Origin of the sequence: Billgrantia kenyensis (assembly GCF_013697085.1) — a bacterium.
In the GTDB taxonomy this organism is placed as follows: domain Bacteria; phylum Pseudomonadota; class Gammaproteobacteria; order Pseudomonadales; family Halomonadaceae; genus Halomonas; species Halomonas kenyensis.
Genome location: NZ_JACEFT010000018.1, coordinates 1 through 19,863, shown reverse-complemented (window position 1 = coordinate 19,863; position 19,863 = coordinate 1). Strand labels below are relative to the sequence as shown.

Below are 19,863 nucleotides of genomic sequence, written 5' to 3'. Positions count from 1 at the left end.
TTCAACTTACCTCCTGCTCGTGGTGGATTAGCCCTGGGCCTGGCTGGGATAGAAACGCTCGCCGGATTCGGCCATCTGGCGCAGCTTGTCGGTGGGGGCGTAGAGCGGCCCCAGCTCCTCGGCCAGGCCATCGGCCAGCTTGACGAACTCGGCCACGCCCATGGCATCGATGTAGCGCAGCGCGCCGCCGCGGAACGGCGGGAAACCGATGCCGTAGATCAGCGCCATGTCGGCCTCGGCCGGCGTCTCGACGATGTTGTCCTCGAGACAGCGCACCGTCTCCAGGCACAGCGGCACCATCATGCGCGCGATGATGTCCTCATCGGAGAATTCCTTCTCGCCGACCGCCACCTGCTTGACCAGCTCGTAGGCCTTGTCGTCGCTGACCTTCTTCGGCTTGCCCTTGCGGTCTTCCTCGTAGGCGTAGAAACCCTTGTCGTTCTTCTGGCCCAGGCGCTCGTTCTCGTACATGACCTGGATGGCGCTCTTGGTGCCGTCACCGCCCATCTGGCCCATGCGCTCGGGAAAGCCTTCTGCCATGACCTCACCGGCATGCACGGCGGTATCCATGCCCACCACGTCGAGCAGGTAGGCGGGGCCCATGGGCCAGCCGAACTTCTCCATCACCTTGTCGACCCGCTGGAAGTCGGCGCCCTGCTCCACCAGCAGGCTGAAGCCGCCGAAGTAGGGGAAGAGCACACGGTTGACCAGGAAGCCGGGGCAGTCGTTGACCACGATCGGCGTCTTGCCCATGGCCCGGGCGTAGGCCACGGTGGCGGCCACGGCGGCGTCGCCGGTCTTCTCGCCGCGGATCACCTCGACCAGCGGCATGCGGTGCACCGGATTGAAGAAGTGCATGCCGCAGAAGTTCTCGGGGCGCTTGAGGTTCTGCGCCAGGCGAGTGATCGAGATGGTCGAGGTGTTGGAGGTGAGGATAGTGCCCTCGCTCACCCGGCCTTCCACTTCGGTCAGCACCGCATCCTTGACCTTGGGGTTCTCCACCACCGCCTCGACGACGAGATCGACGTGGCCGAAGTCGCCGTAGGAGAGCGTCGGACGGATCAGGGTCAGCTTCTCGGCCATCTGCTCGGTGGTGAGCTTTTTCCGCTCCACCTGCTTGGCAAACAGCTTGCGCGACTCCTTGAGCCCCAGTTCGACGGCCTCCTCCTTGATGTCCTTCATCAGGATCGGCGTGCCCTTGGAGGCGCTCTGGTAGGCGATACCACCGCCCATGATGCCGGCGCCCAGCACGGCGGTCTGCCTGACCGCCTTGGCCTGCTTCTCGAACTTGCCGGCCTTCTTCTTGACCACCTGGTCATTCATGAACAGGCCAACCAGGTTGAAGGCCACATCGGTCATGGCCAGCTTGACGAAGGCCTTGGCCTCGATGGCCTGTGCCCGGGTGCGCTCCTCACCGGCGCCCTTCTGGATCACCTTGATCGCTTCGACCGGTGCCGGATAGTGCGGCCCGGCCTTGCCGGCGACGAAACCCTTGGCGGTTTCGAAGGCCATCATCTGTTCGATGGCGTTGAGCTTGAGCGGGCCGGTCTTCTCGGCGCGGCGCGCCTGGTAGTCGAGCTCACCGGCATTGGCACGCGCCAGGATGTCCAGCGCCGCCGCCTCGAGCTGATCGTTCGGCACCACGGCATCCACCGCCCCGACCTTGAGCGCGGCGTCGGCACGATTCTCGGTGCCGCCGGCAATCCACTCGACAGCGTTATCCGAGCCGATCATGCGCGGCAGGCGCACGCAGCCACCCCAGCCGGGCAGGATGCCGAGCTTGGTTTCGGGCAGGCCGATCTTGGCCTTGTCCCCCATGACCCGGAAGTCAGTGGTCAAGGTGACCTCACAGCCACCGCCAAGGGCCAAACCGTTGATCGCCGTGACCGTGGGGAACGGCAGGTCCTCGATGGCATTGAAAATGTCGTGCACTTTCAAGAGCATCGATTCCAGGAAGTCGGCGCCCTTGCCGAACATGGCCTGGAATTCAGTGATGTCGGCACCGACGATGAAGGCTTCCTTGGCGCTGCCGATCACCAGCCCCTTGAGGCCGCTTTCGGCGCGAATCGCCTGCACGGCCTCGTCGAGTTCGGCGACCACGGCGCTGGACAGCTTGTTGATGGATTCATCCTTCAGGTCGAAGGTGAGCATGGCGACATTGTCGCCCCCGTTCTTGTTACCGCGGGCCACCGTGATGGCGTTGCCTTGATAGATCATCCACGAATCTCCACACAGAGGTTGGCGTTGGAGGAGTGCCAAGTTTCATACGGCCGTTTGATTCCACAGAGCTTGGTTTACTCCAGCCGGCGCGTCAAGCCCTGGTGAACGCTTTGTGCCCCTCGAGCCTGCCGCTTAAGCTGAAACCCGCCACGAACTGGATGTCAGCATAGTGCCTCCGTTGCACAGAGCCGAACGCACCGCAGCCATGACAAGTATCCCTCTCCCCCAGATGCCAGAAAGGGAACCTATGATTAGCGCGTTAATCAAACGCTCACGAGCCGATTTACGTGCGCGACAAGTTGCATTACACGCAAGGGGTCCGGACAATTCGGCAAAGTCAACGATAATGCGGAGTCCCATGCACCAGAACATCGGCTTCCGGCTGTCCCGTCTGCCCCGCTTGTGGCGAGCCATCATCGATCGACGCCTGGCACCGCTTGGCCTGACCCAGACGCGCTGGATCACGCTGTATCACCTCTGGCACCTTGGCGATGGTCAGCCACAGTGCGACCTGGCAAGGGCAATCGGTGTAGAAGCGCCCTCCCTCGTGCGTACGCTGGACCAGCTCTCGGAGCAGGGCCTTATAGAGCGCTGTCCCTGTGAACAGGACCGCCGCACCAAGCGTGTATTTCTCACGGCAGCGGCGGACCCGCTGCTCGAGCAGATCGACGAGGTAGTGACCCAGGCCCGGCGGGAAATGCTGGCGGGACTCAGCGAGGAAGAGCTCCATCAGCTCGATACGTTGCTGGAACATATCGAGAACAACGGCCTGGCGATCCAGGCGCGGGAAAGCGAGGGCTGAGCGCGCTACTCGGGCAAGGCTCCTGTCCCGAATGCACGCTTGCCTCCCGCCTGGTCGGCATGACCGGCCAGTGCATTGCGCAGCTGGCGGAAGTCGTCGACATAGGTCAGGAAACGCTCCGCCGTCTGTGATTCCCACCACCACAGAGTGATGGCGTACTCATTCGATTCCACGACCAGCGCATCCTGTGGCAACCGTGTCAGCAGCGCTTCAAGCGGCAACCAGGCGGCTTCAGGCAATGAGCGCAGCGGCTCGATGCGCCAGCGCCAGTCCGCCGCACAAGGCTTTAGCACAGCGCTGGCCTCGCTCGCCCTGACCAGCAGGAAGCGCGGCCCGGGGGCGTCCGCCGGATATGCCCAGCGATAGCCCGGCATCGGGGTCGAGATGCCGTGCAGCGGTGGCTTTTCCGTCACCACCTTGATGCCCGCCTTGGCCGCCGCGTTACGCAGGGGGGCAATACGGCGCTGCCGGGCACTGGGCTTGAGCCACATCACCGGCGCGATCATCAGCAGTATCGCCGCTATTATGACTAGCCATACCATCGGTTTCTCCTGATACTTGATGCAAGTCGTTGTCTTGGCTCACCAGCCGTCCTAGAGTGAAGGCATCACCGATCACACGCCGTTACGCAGGAGCCCCGTCATGAGCAATGAGTACCGCCATATCCTGGTCGCCGTCGACCTGACCAAGGATTCCCACAAGGTCCTGGAGCGCGCCGTGCAGATTGCCGAACGCAACCAGGCCAAGCTCTCGATCATGCATACCCTCGAGCCGCTGGGCTTTGCCTACGGTGGTGATATTCCCATGGATCTCACCAGCATACAGGATCAGCTCGACGAGCATGCCAAGCAGCGTCTCTCGGAGATCGCCGATCCTCACGTGGCCAAGGAGGACCAGCACGTGCTGGTGGGCATGCCGGATACCGAGATCCACCGCTTCGCCCAGGAACACGGCGTCGACCTTATCGTGGTGGGCTCCCATGGCCGGCACGGCTTCGCCCTGCTGCTCGGCTCCACCTCCACCGGGGTACTGCACGGCGCCCAGTGTGACGTGCTCGCCGTACGGGTGGGGAAGAAAGGCGAAAGCGCCGAGTAGCGGAAACCCTGTTTATCTACTGCGCTCGACGCCCCACAGGGATGTGGGGGTCTCACTCCCCCGCCGCCATGGCTTCCAACTCCATCCACCGCTCGATGGCGGCATCAAGTTCGGCCTGCTTGTCGCTCATGGCCTGTAGCACCTCGGATACCAGCCCCGCTTCCTGCTGATAGAAGGCAGGGTCACCGGCCCGCGCCTCGAATTCTGCCACTTCGGCCTCGAGCCTTTCGATCTCGGCCGGCAGTGCATCGAGCTCCCGCTGCAGCTTGTAGGAGAGCTTGGCGGGTTTTTTTGCGGCCACTGTGGGCTTGGGAGCGGCAACACTCGGCTTCTCACTTGCCGCCGCAGTCGGCTCGACCTGCTGGCGCGCCGCCCCCTCCCAGGGTGCCGGCGGCAGCTTGCCGCCCTGGCGGACCCAGTCGCTGTAGCCTCCCACATATTCGCGCACCATGCCGTCGCCCTCGAAGGCGAGAACGCCGGTAACGACGTTGTCCATGAAGGTTCGGTCGTGGGATACCAGCAGCAGGGTGCCGTCGAAGTCGAGCAGCAGCTCCTCGAGCAGCTCCAGGGTCTCGACGTCGAGGTCGTTGGTCGGCTCGTCGAGCACCAGCACGTTGGCCGGCTGGGTGAACAGCTTGGCTAGCAGTAGGCGGTTCGACTCGCCGCCGGAGAGCGCCTTGACCGGCTGCCGTGCCCGCTCCGGGGTGAACAGGAAGTCCTGCAGGTAACTGATGACGTGCCTGTCCTTGCCACCCACCGTGACGCGGTCGCTGCCCTGGGCGACGTTGTCGTATACGCTCTTTTCCGGCTCCAGCCCGGCCCGCAGCTGGTCGAAGTAGGCAATCTTGAGGTTGGTGCCCAGCTGCACCTTGCCTTCACTGGGCTCGAGTTCACCGAGCAGGATCTTGAGCAGGGTGGTCTTGCCGGCCCCATTGCGCCCGATGAGCCCGATACGGTCACCGCGCTGGATCTCCAGCGAAAGGTCATGAATGATCGTCTCGCCGCCGAAGCGATGGGTCACGCCAGACAGTTCGACGACCCGCTTGCCGCTGCGCTCGCCGCTGTCGACACCGAAGCTGGCCCGGCCCTGCACCTCGCGGCGCTGGCTACGTTCGCGGCGCAGCTGCTCCAGGGCGCGCACCCGGCCTTCGTTGCGGGTGCGCCGTGCCTTGATGCCCTGGCGGATCCAGGCCTCCTCCTGAGCCAGCTTCTTGTCGAACTCGGCGTGCTCCCGGGCCTCCACCTCGAGCTCATGGGACTTCTGCTCCTGGTACTTGCCATAATCACCCGGGTAGCGCCCCAGCCGACCGCGATCGAGCTCGAGGATGCTGGTGGCCAGCCTGGACAGAAAGGCGCGGTCGTGGGTGATGAATAGCACCGCACCGTTGAAATCGAGCAGTTGCTCCTCGAGCCAGGCGATGGTGTCGAGATCCAGGTGGTTGGTGGGCTCGTCGAGCAGCAGCAGGTCCGGCTCGGCGACAAGAGCCCGGGCCAGCGCCACGCGCCGGCGCCAACCACCGGAGAGCGAACTCATCGGGTCGTCGGCGGGCAGCCCGAGCCGGGTCAGCACCACGTCGATGCGCTGGTGGAAGGACCAGCCATCGATGGCTTCGAGGCGGCTCTGCAGGGTCGCCATGCGCTTCATGTCGGGCTCGGCCGCCTGCACCAGGTGGTGGTACTCGGCCAGCAGTTCGCCGGCCTGGGGCAGTCCCTGGGCCACCACGTCGAAAATGGTTTCGCCCGAGGCGGAGGGCAGATCCTGCTCCAGTACGCCGATCTTCAGCCCCGGCGCACGCCAGATGGCACCATCGTCGGGCAGGATATCCCCGGCCACCAGCTTGAGCAGCGTCGACTTACCGGTCCCATTGCGCCCAACCAGGGCGAGACGCTCTCCCTTCTCCAGCACCAGGTCGGCGCCGTCGAGCAGCACATGGGTACCGTAGGCCAGTTGCAGGCGTTCCAGACGTAGCAGGGTCACGCGTTCACCTCTCGATTCATCAAGGCCGCTAGTGTAACGCATGGCTGGCCCGCCGTGGCTTTGGTTACAATGCCCAGCATCTGAAAAAGGAGCGCTCCCATTGGCTGATACCGACGCCACTTTCGACGACTTCCTGCCCGAGGCACTGCGCTTTCATTCGCCTGCCCCGCTGGTGGATATCGGCGCCAACCTGACCCACGACAGCTTCGCCCACGATCTGGAGGCGGTGCTGCGCCGGGCTCGGGCGGCCAACGTCACGACGCTGATCGTCACCGGCACCGATCTCGCCCATGCCGAACAGGCCGTGGCGCTGGCTCAGCGTTACCCAGGACTGCACGCGACCGCCGGCGTGCATCCCCACGACGCCAGCCGCTGGGACAGCGGGCTTGCCGCCGCCATGGGTGACCTTCACCGGCGGCCAGAGGTGGTCGCCGTGGGCGAATGCGGCCTCGACTTCAACCGCAACTTCTCCACCCCGGAGGAGCAGGAGCGAGCCTTCGAGGCTCAGTTGGGCCTGGCAGTGGAAAGCGGCAAACCGCTGTTCATCCATGAGCGCGACGCTGGCAGGCGCATGCGGGAAATGCTCAAGGCGTGGCGCGACGACATCGCCGATGCCGTCGTTCACTGCTTCACCGCCGACCGCGACACCCTTTACGGCTACCTGGACCTGGATCTGCACATCGGACTGACCGGCTGGATCTGCGACGAGCGCCGCGGCCATCACCTGCGCGAGTTGGTGAAGGAGATCCCCCTCGAGCGATTGATGGTGGAAACCGACTGCCCCTACCTGCTACCGCGCGATTTACCTGCCAAACTCAAGGGCAGGCGCAACGAGCCTGCCCTGCTGCCGTGGATCGTGCGCGAGATCGCCCACTGGCGCGGCTACGGCGAGGGAGAGCTCGCCCAAGCCACCAGCGACACTGCACGTGCCTTCTTTCGGCTATCGTCAGTCGAGGGACCGACACCAACAGGCCATGCCCAGCAGAAGGAGTCTTGAAGATGGCCGACATGCCCGGATTCATTGCCGTGGAAACCGGCAACGACAGCGACCTGCCCCTGGCCATTGCCTGGGCGCTGCCCGACGGCCGTATCAAGCACACGCTGATACAGCCGGACGACGACTGGCTCGACGATGAGTTCAACGAGCTCAGCGGCTACAGCTTGGAGGAGCTGCACAGCTTCGGCGCCAGCCCGCTCGACGTGATCCGGGAGCTGGAGAACGACCACTTCAACGCCACCCTGTTCACCGCCGGCATCAGCGGAGATGAAGCCGCCCTGGCGCGACTGTTCGACACCTACGGCATCGATCCCTTCGTCGAGCTGGCGCCGGCCGAGAGCCTCTATCCCGCTCTGTTAGCCGGTGAGTGGAGCCGCGCACGCAACGAGCTGTTCGGTGAAATGGGGCTCGAGCCGATGCGGCCCGAGCACGAAGTGGAAGTGATGCTGCATCTGCATCAGCGCCTAAACGGCGAGTGACTCCCGCCGAGCCAGCAGCCACTCGCGCTGTTCCGCCAGGCCCATGCACAGCAGCTTTGGCTCCTCGGCCTGGCCGCGCTGGAAAGCGCTCTTGTCGCTCCACCCCTGCCAGCCGAGCTGAATCAGCGCCTGGGCCGTGGCCCCGCCCAAGGTCGCTCCCGGGCCGGGAATCACGATGCGGTCAGGCGCGAATTCGCGCACACCGACCCGGATCGCCGCCGTGAAATCGTAGGGCGCGACCAGCTGCTCACCCAGGGTGTAATCCCATAGTGCCTGCGGGTCGGTGCTCCAGGGTGTCCAGACATGGCCGCGGCCGTCGATCATCGGCACCTCGGGTGAGCGCAGCGGCAGGCTGGCCAGCTCGCGGCGCGCCTCGCGCTTCACTCCCTCCTGCAGCGGCGTATGGAAGGCGGCGTGCTGGTGCAGCCGCAGCGGAAACCGCTCGCGGGGCGGCAGCGCCTCGCTCAGCCTCGCCAGCCCCACCTCGTTGCTGCCGAAGACCAGCATGCCGCCCAGGTCGATGGAGAGATGGAGCTCCGCCCCGTCCCGGCCGTGGATGCGCGCGATCAGCCCCAGCAGCTCCCGGCGGAGCGTCCAGTCCGGCCGCCACTCCTCGTCGACCCAGGGGTAGATGACCTGCCCTCCGGCCAGGGTTTTCTGCATGCGCAGCCCCATGCTACCGATCAGGCGCAGCGCTTCATCGGGTCCCAGGGCGCCTGCCGCCGCCAGGGCGATGTACCAACCCATGGAGTTGCCGGTCACCGCCACCACCTCGTAGCGCTCGCGGTCGATGGCCAGCAGATCGGCCCAGGCGCAGGCATAGATCAGCGGGGCGGCGTGTTCGCCGCGCCCGTGCAGGCTCTGGCGGAAGGGTGTCTCCCCGTCCAGTTCCGTGAGCGTCGGCATGCCGGCCTCGCGGCGCATGGCGTCGAAGCGTGCCAGCCACTCGCTGCCGCCCGCCAGCCGGTTTAGAGTGCCCCACTCGGCGGCGTTGTAGGTGCCGCGACCGGGGCACACGATCAGCAGCCGTTCGCGGCTGCCGCTCCGGGGCTCGTTAGCCTGCCGTTGGCTCATGGGGTGTCGCTCCCTGCCGTCGCCTTGCCTGGTGTCTGTGTCATTGCCCCCTCCTGCGCTCCGGGCGCGGCGAGGCGCAGCGCCTGCTCGACGATCGCCGTCACCGAAGGCAGCGTGACCGTGGCCGCCCGCCCCAGCGGGATGAAGCTGTCCTCGGCGGTCAACCGGTGCAGTCGGTCGCTCGGCATGCCGCGTTCCACCAGTGCGGTGATCAGCTCCTCGCTAAGCGAGCCGCTGCGCCGGCACTCGTCCACCACCAGCACCTGGTCGCACTCGGCGACGCGGCGGTACACGGCGTCGTGGTCGATGGCGGTCAGCCAGCGCAGGTCGACGATGCGCAAGCGCACGCCCTGAGCCTCCAGCCTTGCCGCCGCCTGACGCGAGAGGTAGGCCCCGTTGCCGTAGGTGACGATGGCCAGCTCGCGCCCCTCGCCCCACTGGCCGAGCGCCCCCTGCGCCAGGCGATGCCCGGCCCCGGGGTCGGCGAAGCACCACTGCTGATCGCCCTCTTCATGCAGGTCGCGGGTGTGATAGAGCGCGATGGGCTCGATCACCACCACTACCCGCTGCTCCTCGTCGGCCAGGCGCACCGCCTCCTGCAGCAGGCCCACGGCATCGGCGGCGTTCGACGGGCAGGCCACCAGCAGCCCGGGGATGTCGCGCAGCACGGCAATGGCGTTGTCGTTGTGGAAGTGGCCGCCGAAGCCCTTCTGGTAGCCGAGCCCGGCGATGCGCACCACCATGGGGTTGGTGTACTGACCGTTGGAGAAGAAGCTGAGCGTGGCCGCCTCGCCGCGTAGCTGGTCCTCGGCGTTGTGCAGGTAGGCCAGGAACTGGATCTCGAGTATCGGTATCAGGCCGTTCTGCCCCAGCCCGATGCCGAGCCCGAGGATGCTCTGCTCGTCGAGCAGGGTGTCGATCACCCGGTGCGGCCCGAACTGCGCCTGCAGGCGCTGGGTGACGCCGTAGACGCCGCCCTTGCGACCGATGTCCTCGCCAGCCATGACCAGATGCGGATGGCTCTCCATCAGACGGGCAAGCGCTTGATTCAACAGCTTGGCCATCGGCGCCAGCGTGGGCTCCACCTCGCCCTGCCAAGGCCGCGCACGGCCGGGTCGGGATGGCGGCACGATACTCGCCATCACCTGCTCGGCTGTCTCGAGCTTGGGCCGACGGATCGCCTCCTCGGCGACGTGCGCGACCCGCTCGGCCACCGAGCGGTAGAGCGCGGCGATGGCGTCGCGCCCGAGCACGCCGTGGCGCTCGAGCAGCCCCGCCGTGACCAGCAGCGGATCGCGGGCCTCGTCGGCCTTGATCCGCGTGGGAGAGAGGTAGGCCTGCTGCGCGTCGGAGCCGGCATGACCGTAGAGCCGCACGCAGCGCATGTGCAAGAATACCGGCTGTTTGCGGCGCCGGGCAATGCGTTCGGCCTCTGTGGCCGCCCGCCAGGTATCGAGCAGGTCGAGTCCGTCGCAGGCCAGGTAATGGAAGCCGGGGCGCGAGCGCATGCTGGCCTCGACCCAGCCGTTGGGCGTGGGCGTGGAAATCCCGATGCCATTGTCTTCACAGACCATCACTAGCGGCATCGGCGTGCCCTGGTAGGCGGCCCAGCCGGCGGCGTTGAGCGCGCCCTGGGCGGTGGAGTGGTTGAACGAGGCGTCACCGAAGCTGCAGATCGCCACGCCGTCGGCGGGCCACTCGCCGCCACCGCCCAGCCGCCGCCACAGCCCGAAGCTATAGGCGGCCCCCACGGCCTTGGGCAGGTGCGAGGCGATGGTGCTGGTCTGGGGTGGGACATGCAGCGATTTCGAGCCCAGTACCTTGTGTCGCCCGCCGGAGACCGGGTCATCTGCCGAGGCGGCGAAGCTCAGCAGCAGATCCCACAGCGGCGTCTGCCCCGGCACACCGCGACTGCGCTGGATCAGAAAGGCGGCATCGCGATAGTGCAGAAAGGCAGGGTCGGTGGCACGAAAGGCGCGGGCGATGGCGGCATTGCCCTCGTGACCGGCGCTGCCGATGGTGTAGAAGGCCTCGCCGCGGGCCTGCAGGCGCCGGGCATGCAGGTCAAGGTGGCGACTCATCAATTGGGTTTCGAATAGCTCGGCTAGATCCGCCGCAGAGAGCCCGACCTCCTCTAGCGACCAGTCGCGGTCCGGTGTCGGCCAGTCGCCGCTGCGCAGGGCGGTGAAGAAACGCTGCTCTTGGGGTAGGGGTTCGAGCACCATGCTGGCTCCAGGCAAGGACTGGGTGTGTCTCTAGCCTAGCGTGCCAGGCAGGCAAAGCGATAATATCGATATCCTGCCCCAGATATAGACTGCTCCTATGGATATTCGCAGCCTGCGCTACTTCATCGCCGCCTATGAGGGCGGCTCGATCAGCGCCGCCGCCCGGCGTTGCCACGTGGCCCAGCCCTCGATCTCGACGGCGCTGGCACAGTTGGAGGAGCGCCTGGGGACACCGCTGTTCGAGCGTCATCGGCGCGGCATCACGCCGACCGAAGAGGGTCACCGGCTCTACCCTCTGGCGCGTCAGGTCAGTGAAGACCTCAACGCCATCGGCCGGCTGTTCCGCACGCCAGCGCCCGCAACGCCGGTGCGCCTGGGCCTGATGCGTTCGCTCGGGGCCAACCGCATGACGGCACTGCTCAAGGAGTACATCGGTCAGGGCGATAACCTGGCGCTGACCTTGGTCAATCCCGAGGAACGCTGCGACGCCCGCATCATCGGCGAGCAGGATTTGGCACCCGGCGAGGCGTTTCAGCCCATCTGGCACGACAGCTACCTGCTGGCGCTGCCCGGCGGCCACCCGTTGGGGCTAAAGCCGACGGTGCCCCTGAGCGACCTCGACGGTCTGCCGTTCATCTGGCGCCAGCCCTGCGCCGCCATGGAGCAGCTGGCATCGGCGTTGAGCGATGCCGGCGTGCGCTGCCAGGTCCGTGCGCGTCTGCGCACCATCGAATACACCCTGGGGCTGGTAGCGGCCGGCGTCGGTGCTTCGCTGGTGCCGGCCTGGCCGGAGATCCTCAGTCATGCGGACGTGCAGTGCCGGCCTCTCGGCGGACTCGACATTCGCCAGACCGTCGGCGTGGCATATCCGGCGCGGCAGGCCATGCCCGCTCTCGAGCCGCTGCTTCAGCTCGGCAGGCAGGCGTGGGAGTCGGCCGGTACTGCCTGAGGCAGGATATCGAGGCCGCCAGCAACGGCACTATCGAGGGAGAGCCCCTGCCGGTAGAAGGCCTGCAGCGCGGCATGAAAGGCCGCCGCCCGAGCGGGAAGCCCCTCGCGCTCGTAGCGCGCCGCGCGGGCCGTGACCCGGGCCGCGAAGGCGTCACGCTCGACTTCCGCGTCTCCGCCCAGATTGTCGACGCTGACGTGAAAGCGCAGCCCACAGGCGCGGGAAAAAAGCATCTCCAGCGCCTGAGGCGCCATTTCCGCCGCCTCGAAGCGGCGCTGCTGCTCGGCATCGCGACCGTCGGGCAGGTACCAGTAGCCGTAGTCCTCCCACTGGCGCCGCCGCTCGCCGGCGATGCACCAGTGGCTGATCTCGTGCAGCGCGCTGGCATAGTAGCCACGGGCAAAGATGACCCGGTGCCAGGGGCAGGTCGTATCGGCGGGAAGGTAGAGCGGCTCGTCGCCACCCCGCACCAGGCGAGTATTGAAACCATCCTTGAAGAGCCCGTCGAACAGGGCGATCACGTCCTCGAGGCGATGCGTCACGCTGGTTTCCTGTGTGGCTGAACGGCGGGACAGTATAGGCGAGTCGGCCACACAGCGAAATTCACCGGATATTGCTAACATATTCGGTTCTCCTGACGCATTGGTCAGGCTTTCGACACGCATGGAGCCTTCTGCCTTGGCAACGTTCTTCTCCGACCTGCTGAGCGTCAGCCGCACGGAAACGCGGCCGCTGATACGTCTCGCCCTGCCCATCTGTGGCGCGCAGCTGGCCCAGGCCGGCATGAGTGTGGCCGACGTGATGATGACGGGGCGACTCAGCGCCACCGACCTGGCCGCGGTCTCGGTGGGCTCCAGCCTGTGGCTGCCGCTGATGCTGTTCATGACCGGCACCTTGATGGGGTTGACGCCCATCGTCGCTCACCTGCTCGGTGCCGGCACCACCGAGCGCATCCGCCCCAGCGTGCATCAGGCGCTGTGGGTGGCCCTCGCCCTGGGCGTGGTGGCGGCCCTGCTGCTGTGGTTCACGGTGATGCCGATCTTCCGTGTGATGGACGTTCCCCCCGATGTGGCACGTCGCTCGGCAGCCTACCTATCGGCCGTGGCCTTCGGCATGCCGGGAGTCGCGCTGTTCCAGGCGCTGCGCGCCTTCTCCGACGGCATGAACCACACCCGCCCGGCGCTCTGGATCAGCCTGGTCGGGCTCGGGGTGAACATTCCCAGCAACTACGTGCTGATCTACGGCGGCGACGGGCTCACGGCGCTTTTCGGCGACTGGCTGCCCGGCTGGACGCAAGGCCTGCCGGCGCTGGGCGCGCTGGGCTGCGGTATCGCCACCGCCCTCTCCATGTGGGTCATGTGTCTGACCATGATTGCCTACACGCGACGTTCACGGGCCTACGGCGACGTCTCGCTGTGGCACTCCCCCACCCTGCCCCGCTGGCGTCTGATCGGCGAGCTGCTCTACGTGGGTGTGCCCATCGGCGTGGCGATCTTCGTCGAGGTGACGCTGTTCACGCTGATCTCGCTGTTCATCGCCAGCCTGGGTGAAGTGACGGTGGCGGCACACCAGGTCGCGTTGAACTACACCTCGATCCTGTTCATGCTGCCGCTGGCCCTGAGCATGGCGCTGACCGTCAGGGTCGGTAACACCCTGGGCCAGGGCAAGATCGAACGGGCACGCATGGTGGCCTGGAACGGCATACTGGTCTCGGTGCTGATCGCACTGCTCAACAGCGCCTTGCTGTGGTTCACGGCAGAGCCGGTCATGGCCCTCTACACTCACGATACAGCCGTGCAACGCCTGGCCCTGTCGCTGGTCCTGCTGGCCATGCTCTATCAGGTGTCCGACTCGCTGCAGGTCAATCTGGCCGGCGCCCTGAGGGGCTACAAGGACACCCGCATCATCATGGTCATCACCCTGTTCGCCTACTGGGCGGTGGGGCTGGCCGGCGGCCACTGGCTGGGCACCCGCGGCCTGCCCGGCTGGAGCGAACCGCTGGGAGTGCATGGCTACTGGATCGGCCTGATCGCAGGGCTCACCGTGGCGGCACTGCTGCTCGGCGAGCGGCTGCGGCGCAGGGCCAAGGGAGTCGCGCATGGCAGGCAGGAGATACCGCTGGACTGAAGTGCAACGCCATCTGACGGCAGGCATGATGGCAGGGCTGGTGGCATTGCTGGTGACAGGCTGCGGGGGCGGTGAGCAGGGTGACGCCAAGCTCATCGAGTACCAGAGGGCGCTCGCCGAAGCCCTGGGACAACCGGCGCCGGAGAGGACGGCGCCACCCAACATCGGCGCCTTTCCGGAACGCAGTGAGCGCCTCTTCGAGGTTGCCGAAACCCGCGAGGGCATACTCAACGTCTACGCCTTGCGTGAGTGCCACATCACCCAGCTGGTCGCCGCCCGCAACAACCAGCTAGGGCGCGTGGCGCCGCCTAGCCAGCAGTGGATCTATGAGCTGGAACTGTGGCGTCGCCTGCATGCCTGCTGGCACAGCGACGTGCCCGACGGCTTGTCGGACACCAACCTCGAGCGCCTCGAACGGCTCACCCTTATCAAGACCGAGCAGCTGCCGAAGGTGAGCTGGAACAGCCTGTTCGATTCGGAGGAGTGGGTGCGCAGCTTCTCCCGCGCCAGCTCTCCCCTGACACCGGGCGATACACGCGGCATCGAGGCGCAGTTCGAAGCCCTCGCCTGGCTGCATCAAGCCACCCTCAACCAGTTCAACCCCGAATGGCAGCACCCGTCGAGTACGCTGGAGAACCACCTCAACTCACTGCGCAGCCGGCCCCTGACTGCCGAACTGCTGCGCGCCCTGGTACTTGCCGAAAGACGCCTGACCGAAGCGAACGAGCTGCTCTCCGCCAACCTCCAGTCACGGCGTGGCTGTACCGCGCTTGCCTCACCTGCCGATGTACTGAGCGAAGAGATGGCCGACATGGCGGCATTCGCCTGGCTGGACCAGCTGGAGAGCCTGGCCACGCGCTGGCTCGAAGCTGTCGACGACCTGTTCGCAAGCCATGTTCCGCCCCCCGAAGCGGTCGATGACTATCGCCATGCCTGGCTCTCGCTGGAGAACCCCGAGGCCCCCCTGCCTGCCCTGCGCCAGGCACGCAGCGAGCATCGGCAACATTGGCAGGCCCTGACCAAGCGCTGCACGTAAAGCACGAAAAAGGTGCCGACAGGCTTAACTTGGATGCCAACTCTGTGATATTGGTGATTGCAAGAAGGTAGGAGTCGATCCCGTCAGCCTTGCCGCAGCCGTGACCCATCCGCTCGGCCCATGCAATTACTGGAGGGAGGAACATGGGTATGACACTGTCACCCCGCCCTGCCCGGGTCATCGACCTGGACACGATGCGCCAGAAGCGTCAGGCCAGGCAGCGCCTGGTACGACTCTCTCCCGAGCTCGATGGCCTCGAAATGGTCTACAGCCTATCCTCTGATCCCGACGCTTTCTTTGGGATGCCGGTCCTTGCCTGGGGGCTGCGCGAGGATGGCGAGGTGGTCGGTCTGGTGCCCTGGATGGAAACCCTGACCCCTTGCCACCTGCTCGAGGACGCTGAACACGGCTACTTTGTCGGCTACCGCGACCCCGAGACCGAAGAGCTTCTCGAAACCGCCCCGCCTCACAAGGCCTGCGAGCTGGAGCATGCCGCCGCCTACTTCGACTACGAAGATACTCACGAGATCACGCTGATTCAGCAGATACCCGACACGCTGGGCACTCATGCCCTGTGCATGGATGATGATGGACGCCCCTGGCAGCTCAAGCAGGTTTTTGGCTGGCGTCTCTACAGCGATGGCAACGTTGAAGCACTGCTGGCGGATGAATCCCGTGTCCAGTCGACCCCCATACTACCTGGCGACACCTGCCTCTACCCCGGGCACAGCCGACACAGGATGGTCTACTTCTTCCAGCGAAGCATTGCCAACCGAATCCGCGAGCAGGACCCCTCGACCCTTGAGGCGTTGGCAATGATGGTCGTACCCAACACCAGCAGGGAAGCCGAGCGCTGAGGACATGACCGAGGGGTGGCAGTACATCAGCCTAAACGGATAAAGTAGAGGTACTGGCCGTCCGACTCTTGCTGAAATAACAGCTCGTGACCCAGGAAGCTGCAGAACTTGGGCACATCCCGAGTGGTCGCCGGATCTGTCGCCACCACCTTGAGGATCTCGCCGGAGCTCATGTCGCGTACCTTGTTGTGCATGAGCATGATGGGCTCGGGGCAGTAGAGACCGGTCGTATCCAGCTCGACCTGATAGGGAGGCTGCGAGTCGGCGGTTTGGTTCATCGATCGACCTCGGTGTAGGGAACTGCTAGATGATCAAGATAATAATCGAACGTCGTATCATGCCTGGCCTGGAAGAAGAATACGAGGAGGCCGCCCGCGAAGCCATGCGCTACTCGCTTGGGGCCAGGGGCTTCGTGGGCGGAGAGACTCTGGTCGAGCGTGGCCGCAGCGATCGGCGGCTGATGATCGTGAAATGGCGCAATCTGGACGCCTGGAATGAGTGGTATACCAGTGAGGAGCGTGCCCGGGCGATGCAGCGCATCCTGCCGCTTTTGACCGACGACGAATCGATCCGCATCTACGAGCCCTGCTACTGAAAGCCTTCAGGCCGGGCTCGACAGCGTCGCCTCAGTCAAGCAGCCTGACATGCACGGTGACTTCTTCACGATCATGATAGAGATGTCGGCAGCGCAGCGTGGCACGAACGCCGGCATCCTCCAGCGCCTCTTCCAACAGCGCCAGACAGCGCTGCACCTCCTCCCAGCGTCGTTTCATCGGTAGCTTGAGATTGAAGATCGCCTCCCGGCACCAGCGCCGGATCAGCCAGCGCTGAACCATGGCGGTGACCCGGGCCGGCTTGTCCACGATGTCGCAAACCAGCCAGTCCAGCCGGCCAGGCGGCTCCCAGACGAAACCGTCCTCACGCAGGTGCTCCACCATTCCCGTGGCCATCAGGTCGCCCTTCATTGGGCCGTTGTCGATCGCAAACACGTGCATGCCACGACTTACCAACTGCCAGGTCCAGCCACCGGGAGCTGCGCCCAGATCGGCCGCCTGCATCCCTTCTGCCAATCTAGTGTCCCACTCCTCTCGCGGTATGAACTCATGCCAGGCCTCCTCGAGCTTCAGCGTCGAACGGCTGGGTGCGGCCTGGGGAAAGCGTAGCCGGCGGATGCCGCCGGGCAGCTCGCTGCGGTTGCCGGGGAAGCTCATGCCCAACTGCACACGGTCCCCATCCATCCAGAACAGGTGCAGCCGGCGTCCACCGGCCTTGCGTCGCAGGGCTCTCCGCTTGCGCAATGACGACTCAAGCGGGCGCGTCAGTGCCTTGATCAAACCCGCCAGTGCCTTGCCGTCGTTGGTATCGGGCGTCTCATGCCAGATTTCATCGAAACTCCAGCCACTGGCGACCACCTGAGCCACTATGGGGGAGAGCCTGTCATCCCGGTCAAGGCTCAACGGTGGCAATGCCAGCAGGCTCTGGCGGGCAAAGACGAACCGCTCGAAGCGCAGCTCTCGATGCAGCTGATTGGTCGGCCGCCCATCATCGACGACGAAGCGCAGGAAGCCCTGCATGGGAGAGAACTCTACCTGCCCTCGCCAAGCCAGCTGCTCCACGTACCCCGTTACTTCGGCGGCCAGGTCATGTTCGAAGCCAGGACGGCAATAGAACAACAGTTGGTCCGCTACCACCGTGTTTTCGGGCTGACTCATCGCTTGTTTCTCTCGACCAAGAACTGCTCTCCTGAAACTGCTTTCACCGGCGCCCCCAGCGCTTCGTCCAGCCAACGGACTCACCCGCAACTCCGTGGCCACCAATGGTATCAGTCTTGTCCAGAACTGTCGGCACAAGCCGATCGTTAGATACCCGTTTATGCAAAATCACAAATGCTCGATCGTGGTGCACAGTTTTCGTGGCTTTTAAAGCAAATTCGCCTCATATCAATGTCTAATCCCGACATGGCCTATGCATTTGCTGCATAATGGTGCATTGAATTATAGTGGGCACACTCACTTTCCAATCGAGATACGCAGATGACATACGTACACGACACTCTCGAAGGACTTCGAAAGAGCAGCCCGGCTCAGAGCGAGTTCTACCAAGCTGCCGAAGAGGTCCTCGAGTGCCTGCGCCCAGTGCTCGAAACCGTGCCTCGCTATCACCAGCACAGCATCATCGAGCGCATCGTCGAGCCCGAGCGCCAGATCATGTTCCGCGTGACCTGGGTCGACGATTCCGGCAAGGTCCGAGTCAACAAGGGCTACCGCGTCCAGTTCAATTCGGCCCTGGGGCCTTACAAGGGCGGCCTGCGCTTCCACCCCAGCGTCAACGCCAGCATCATCAAGTTTCTGGGCTTCGAGCAGATCTTCAAGAACGCTCTCACCGGGCTGCCGATCGGCGGCGGCAAAGGCGGCTCCAATTTCGATCCCAAGGGCAAGTCCGACGGCGAGATCATGCGCTTCTGCCAATCGTTCATGAACGAGCTCTATCGTCATATCGGTGCGACAATCGATGTGCCTGCGGGCGATATCGGAGTTGGCGCCAGAGAGATCGGCTACATGTATGGTCAGTACAAGCGTCTCACCGGCAGCTATGAAGGGGTCTTCACCGGCAAGGGGCTGAACTGGGGCGGCTCCCTGGGACGCAAGGAGGCTACCGGCTACGGTGCGGTCTATTTTGCCCAGAACATGCTCGAGGCGCGTGAGGACAGCATCCAGGGCAAAACCTGCCTGGTATCGGGTGCCGGCAACGTCGCCATCTACACCATCGAGAAGCTGTACCAGCTCGGCGCCCTGCCGGTCACCTGCTCCGACTCGCGGGGCACCATCTATCATGATCGCGGTATCGATCTCGACACCCTCAAGCTGCTCAAGGAAGTCAAGCGGAGCTCGCTGCGCGAATACGTCGAGCATCATCCCGACGCTGAGTATATCGATGCCATGGACTATCCCAGCGATGGGCACGCCGTCTGGCGTATCAAGGGGGACATTGCTTTCCCCAGCGCCACCCAGAACGAGGTCACCGAAGCGGATGCCGTCGCCCTGCTGAACAACGGCGTTCACTGCATCAGCGAAGGCTCCAACATGTCATCCACGGCCACGGCCGTCGATCGCTTCCTGGAGGCCCGGATCGCCTATGGCCCCGGCAAGGCGGCTAATGCAGGAGGCGTCGCCACCAGCCAGCTCGAGATGGCGCAGAACAGCAGCATGCAGCAGTGGACCCTGGAAAAAGTCGATTCCAAGCTGCAGGCGATCATGGCGGACATTCACCACCAATGCGCGACAACCGCCGCGGAGTTCGACCAACCCAGCAACCTCGTGCTCGGTGCCAATATCGCCGGGTTCCGCAAGGTGGCCGATGCCATGATCGACCAGGGCGTGGTATAACGCCAGGCCACGGCGCAAGCCGCGTAAACGACAAGAGCCCGGCTCAGTTTGAGCCGGGCTCTTGTCTCATAGGGCGCAAAGCCTTTCAGGAAGCCAGTTTCAAGCCCACCAACCCGGCCAGGATCAGCACCAGGCTGAGCAGCCGAAGCGGCGAAGCACTATCGCCATAGATCAGAATGCCCAGCAAGACCGTACCCACCGCACCGATGCCTACCCAGATGGCGTAGGCGGTGCCGACAGGCAGTACCTTCATTGCCTGTGCCAGCAGATAGAAACTGGCCACCATGGCCAGGATAGTGAGCAAACTGGGGAGCGGCCGGGTAAAGCCGTGCGATGCTTTCAGGCCCAACGCCCACGCCACTTCGAGAAGACCGGCCACGACCAACAACAACCAGGCCATTGAGATTTCCTTCTGAGGGTCCGAGGCCGTCCCCGGGTTGGCAGCACACCATCGGGTCGTCCCGCTGGCGATCGGGACCATTCTAGGCTCCCCAAACGACGAAACCCAGCCTCTTTCGAAGCTGGGTTTCTGAATAAGTGCCTGACGATGACCTACTCTCACATGGGGAGACCCCACACTACCATCGGCGCTGAGCGGTTTCACTGCTGAGTTCGGCATGGGGTCAGGTGGTTCCCAC

Annotated in this window: 19 protein-coding genes and 1 rRNA gene; 10 read left to right on the top strand and 10 right to left on the bottom strand. The window is 64.8% G+C overall.

Features of this window, described 5'->3' with window-relative positions; translation table 11 throughout:
* Window positions 1–27: 27 nt before the first annotated feature.
* The gene (gene fadB / locus H1D44_RS13835) at window positions 28–2,217 is read right to left on the bottom strand and encodes a fatty acid oxidation complex subunit alpha FadB (RefSeq protein WP_181515444.1); all 2,190 of its coding nucleotides are present in this window, start codon (window positions 2,215–2,217) and stop codon (window positions 28–30) included.
* Window positions 2,218–2,578: 361 nt separating this feature from the next.
* Here fadB and slyA point away from each other — a divergent pair, with 361 nt between their 5' ends.
* Entirely contained in the window at window positions 2,579–3,022 is a 444-nt protein-coding gene (slyA, locus tag H1D44_RS13830; RefSeq protein ID WP_181515443.1) for a transcriptional regulator SlyA, read from the top strand.
* A 5-nt stretch (window positions 3,023–3,027) separates the two neighbouring features.
* On the opposite strand, the gene H1D44_RS13825 is transcribed toward slyA, so the two are convergent.
* Window positions 3,028–3,564, bottom strand: a complete 537-nt coding sequence (locus tag H1D44_RS13825) for a preprotein translocase subunit YajC (RefSeq protein ID WP_181515442.1) — start codon at window positions 3,562–3,564, stop codon at window positions 3,028–3,030.
* A gap of 100 nt (window positions 3,565–3,664) precedes the next feature.
* Here H1D44_RS13825 and H1D44_RS13820 point away from each other — a divergent pair, with 100 nt between their 5' ends.
* Complete coding sequence (locus tag H1D44_RS13820) at window positions 3,665–4,117, top strand: universal stress protein (RefSeq protein WP_181515441.1); 453 nt, start codon at window positions 3,665–3,667, stop codon at window positions 4,115–4,117.
* 52 nt (window positions 4,118–4,169) lie between these two features.
* Here the strand turns inward: H1D44_RS13820 and H1D44_RS13815 are convergent, their stop codons facing one another.
* Window positions 4,170–6,095 carry an ATP-binding cassette domain-containing protein gene (locus H1D44_RS13815; RefSeq protein ID WP_181515440.1) on the bottom strand — a complete coding sequence of 642 codons (1,926 nt, stop codon included), beginning with the start codon at window positions 6,093–6,095 and terminating at the stop codon, window positions 4,170–4,172.
* Window positions 6,096–6,195: 100 nt separating this feature from the next.
* On the opposite strand from H1D44_RS13815, the gene H1D44_RS13810 reads away from it, so the two are divergent.
* Both H1D44_RS13810 and H1D44_RS13805 read left to right on the top strand, forming a co-directional pair.
* Window positions 6,196–7,092 (top strand): TatD family hydrolase, encoded by an 897-nt coding sequence (locus tag H1D44_RS13810; RefSeq protein ID WP_181515439.1) that lies wholly within the window; start codon window positions 6,196–6,198, stop codon window positions 7,090–7,092.
* 2 nt (window positions 7,093–7,094) lie between these two features.
* Window positions 7,095–7,571, top strand: a complete 477-nt coding sequence (locus H1D44_RS13805) for a hypothetical protein (RefSeq protein WP_181515438.1) — start codon at window positions 7,095–7,097, stop codon at window positions 7,569–7,571.
* On the opposite strand, the gene H1D44_RS13800 is transcribed toward H1D44_RS13805, so the two are convergent.
* Together H1D44_RS13800 and H1D44_RS13795 are read right to left on the bottom strand one after the other, a co-directional pair.
* Window positions 7,557–8,645, bottom strand: a complete 1,089-nt coding sequence (locus H1D44_RS13800; protein ID WP_181515437.1) for an ACP S-malonyltransferase — start codon at window positions 8,643–8,645, stop codon at window positions 7,557–7,559. The genes H1D44_RS13805 and H1D44_RS13800 overlap by 15 nt on opposite strands.
* Window positions 8,642–10,870, bottom strand: coding sequence for a dehydrogenase E1 component subunit alpha/beta (locus H1D44_RS13795; RefSeq protein WP_181515436.1), 2,229 nt, complete (start codon window positions 10,868–10,870; stop codon window positions 8,642–8,644). Before H1D44_RS13795 ends, H1D44_RS13800 begins: the two co-directional genes overlap by 4 nt.
* A 97-nt stretch (window positions 10,871–10,967) precedes the next feature.
* On the opposite strand from H1D44_RS13795, the gene H1D44_RS13790 reads away from it, so the two are divergent.
* Entirely contained in the window at window positions 10,968–11,819 is an 852-nt protein-coding gene (locus H1D44_RS13790) for a LysR family transcriptional regulator (RefSeq protein WP_181515435.1), read from the top strand.
* Here the strand turns inward: H1D44_RS13790 and H1D44_RS13785 are convergent.
* Window positions 11,777–12,361: an elongation factor P hydroxylase gene (locus H1D44_RS13785; protein ID WP_181515434.1), complete on the bottom strand. Its 585-nt coding sequence runs from the start codon at window positions 12,359–12,361 to the stop codon at window positions 11,777–11,779. The genes H1D44_RS13790 and H1D44_RS13785 overlap by 43 nt on opposite strands.
* Window positions 12,362–12,497: 136 nt before the next feature.
* On the opposite strand from H1D44_RS13785, the gene H1D44_RS13780 reads away from it, so the two are divergent.
* The 3 genes from H1D44_RS13780 (at window position 12,498) to H1D44_RS13770 (ending at window position 15,839) form a co-directional block, all read left to right on the top strand.
* Window positions 12,498–13,946: an MATE family efflux transporter gene (locus H1D44_RS13780; RefSeq protein ID WP_238984537.1), complete on the top strand. Its 1,449-nt coding sequence runs from the start codon at window positions 12,498–12,500 to the stop codon at window positions 13,944–13,946.
* A complete protein-coding gene (locus H1D44_RS13775) occupies window positions 13,918–14,982 on the top strand; it encodes a DUF3080 family protein (RefSeq protein ID WP_238984538.1) in 1,065 nt (354 codons plus the stop codon). Before H1D44_RS13780 ends, H1D44_RS13775 begins: the two co-directional genes overlap by 29 nt.
* A gap of 143 nt (window positions 14,983–15,125) precedes the next feature.
* Window positions 15,126–15,839 (top strand): hypothetical protein, encoded by a 714-nt coding sequence (locus tag H1D44_RS13770; RefSeq protein WP_181515432.1) that lies wholly within the window; start codon window positions 15,126–15,128, stop codon window positions 15,837–15,839.
* Window positions 15,840–15,865: 26 nt separating this feature from the next.
* Here the strand turns inward: H1D44_RS13770 and tusA are convergent, their stop codons facing one another.
* Complete coding sequence (gene tusA, locus H1D44_RS13765; RefSeq protein ID WP_181515431.1) at window positions 15,866–16,117, bottom strand: sulfurtransferase TusA; 252 nt, start codon at window positions 16,115–16,117, stop codon at window positions 15,866–15,868.
* 29 nt (window positions 16,118–16,146) lie between these two features.
* Between tusA and H1D44_RS13760 the strand changes: the two genes are divergently transcribed.
* A complete protein-coding gene (locus H1D44_RS13760) occupies window positions 16,147–16,434 on the top strand; it encodes an antibiotic biosynthesis monooxygenase family protein (RefSeq protein WP_181515430.1) in 288 nt (95 codons plus the stop codon).
* A gap of 31 nt (window positions 16,435–16,465) precedes the next feature.
* On the opposite strand, the gene rlmM is transcribed toward H1D44_RS13760, so the two are convergent.
* A complete protein-coding gene (gene rlmM, locus H1D44_RS13755; protein WP_181515429.1) occupies window positions 16,466–17,551 on the bottom strand; it encodes a 23S rRNA (cytidine(2498)-2'-O)-methyltransferase RlmM in 1,086 nt (361 codons plus the stop codon).
* 321 nt (window positions 17,552–17,872) lie between these two features.
* Here rlmM and gdhA point away from each other — a divergent pair, with 321 nt between their 5' ends.
* Window positions 17,873–19,225 carry an NADP-specific glutamate dehydrogenase gene (gdhA, locus tag H1D44_RS13750; RefSeq protein WP_181515428.1) on the top strand — a complete coding sequence of 451 codons (1,353 nt, stop codon included), beginning with the start codon at window positions 17,873–17,875 and terminating at the stop codon, window positions 19,223–19,225.
* An 85-nt stretch (window positions 19,226–19,310) separates the two neighbouring features.
* Here the strand turns inward: gdhA and sugE are convergent, their stop codons facing one another.
* Together sugE and rrf are read right to left on the bottom strand one after the other, a co-directional pair.
* Window positions 19,311–19,625, bottom strand: a complete 315-nt coding sequence (gene sugE / locus H1D44_RS13745) for a quaternary ammonium compound efflux SMR transporter SugE (RefSeq protein WP_181515427.1) — start codon at window positions 19,623–19,625, stop codon at window positions 19,311–19,313.
* Window positions 19,626–19,764: 139 nt separating this feature from the next.
* Window positions 19,765–19,863 (bottom strand): 5S ribosomal RNA (gene rrf, locus H1D44_RS13740); the annotation flags it as partial.

What these genes read in the sequence shown, in the direction of transcription:
- H1D44_RS13790 (WP_181515435.1), top strand. Translation starts at nt 10,968, where the DNA reads ATGGATATTCGCAGCCTGCGCTACTTCATCGCCGCCTATGAGGGCGGC.
- H1D44_RS13760 (WP_181515430.1), top strand. Translation starts at nt 16,147, where the DNA reads ATGATCAAGATAATAATCGAACGTCGTATCATGCCTGGCCTGGAAGAA.
- H1D44_RS13795 (WP_181515436.1), bottom strand. Translation starts at nt 10,870, where the DNA reads ATGGTGCTCGAACCCCTACCCCAAGAGCAGCGTTTCTTCACCGCCCTG.
- H1D44_RS13800 (WP_181515437.1), bottom strand. Translation starts at nt 8,645, where the DNA reads ATGAGCCAACGGCAGGCTAACGAGCCCCGGAGCGGCAGCCGCGAACGG.
- H1D44_RS13805 (WP_181515438.1), top strand. Translation starts at nt 7,095, where the DNA reads ATGGCCGACATGCCCGGATTCATTGCCGTGGAAACCGGCAACGACAGC.
- fadB (WP_181515444.1), bottom strand. Translation starts at nt 2,217, where the DNA reads ATGATCTATCAAGGCAACGCCATCACGGTGGCCCGCGGTAACAAGAAC.
- tusA (WP_181515431.1), bottom strand. Translation starts at nt 16,117, where the DNA reads ATGAACCAAACCGCCGACTCGCAGCCTCCCTATCAGGTCGAGCTGGAT.
- sugE (WP_181515427.1), bottom strand. Translation starts at nt 19,625, where the DNA reads ATGGCCTGGTTGTTGTTGGTCGTGGCCGGTCTTCTCGAAGTGGCGTGG.
- slyA (WP_181515443.1), top strand. Translation starts at nt 2,579, where the DNA reads ATGCACCAGAACATCGGCTTCCGGCTGTCCCGTCTGCCCCGCTTGTGG.
- rlmM (WP_181515429.1), bottom strand. Translation starts at nt 17,551, where the DNA reads ATGAGTCAGCCCGAAAACACGGTGGTAGCGGACCAACTGTTGTTCTAT.
- H1D44_RS13775 (WP_238984538.1), top strand. Translation starts at nt 13,918, where the DNA reads ATGGCAGGCAGGAGATACCGCTGGACTGAAGTGCAACGCCATCTGACG.
- H1D44_RS13825 (WP_181515442.1), bottom strand. Translation starts at nt 3,564, where the DNA reads ATGGTATGGCTAGTCATAATAGCGGCGATACTGCTGATGATCGCGCCG.
- H1D44_RS13770 (WP_181515432.1), top strand. Translation starts at nt 15,126, where the DNA reads ATGGGTATGACACTGTCACCCCGCCCTGCCCGGGTCATCGACCTGGAC.
- H1D44_RS13820 (WP_181515441.1), top strand. Translation starts at nt 3,665, where the DNA reads ATGAGCAATGAGTACCGCCATATCCTGGTCGCCGTCGACCTGACCAAG.
- gdhA (WP_181515428.1), top strand. Translation starts at nt 17,873, where the DNA reads ATGACATACGTACACGACACTCTCGAAGGACTTCGAAAGAGCAGCCCG.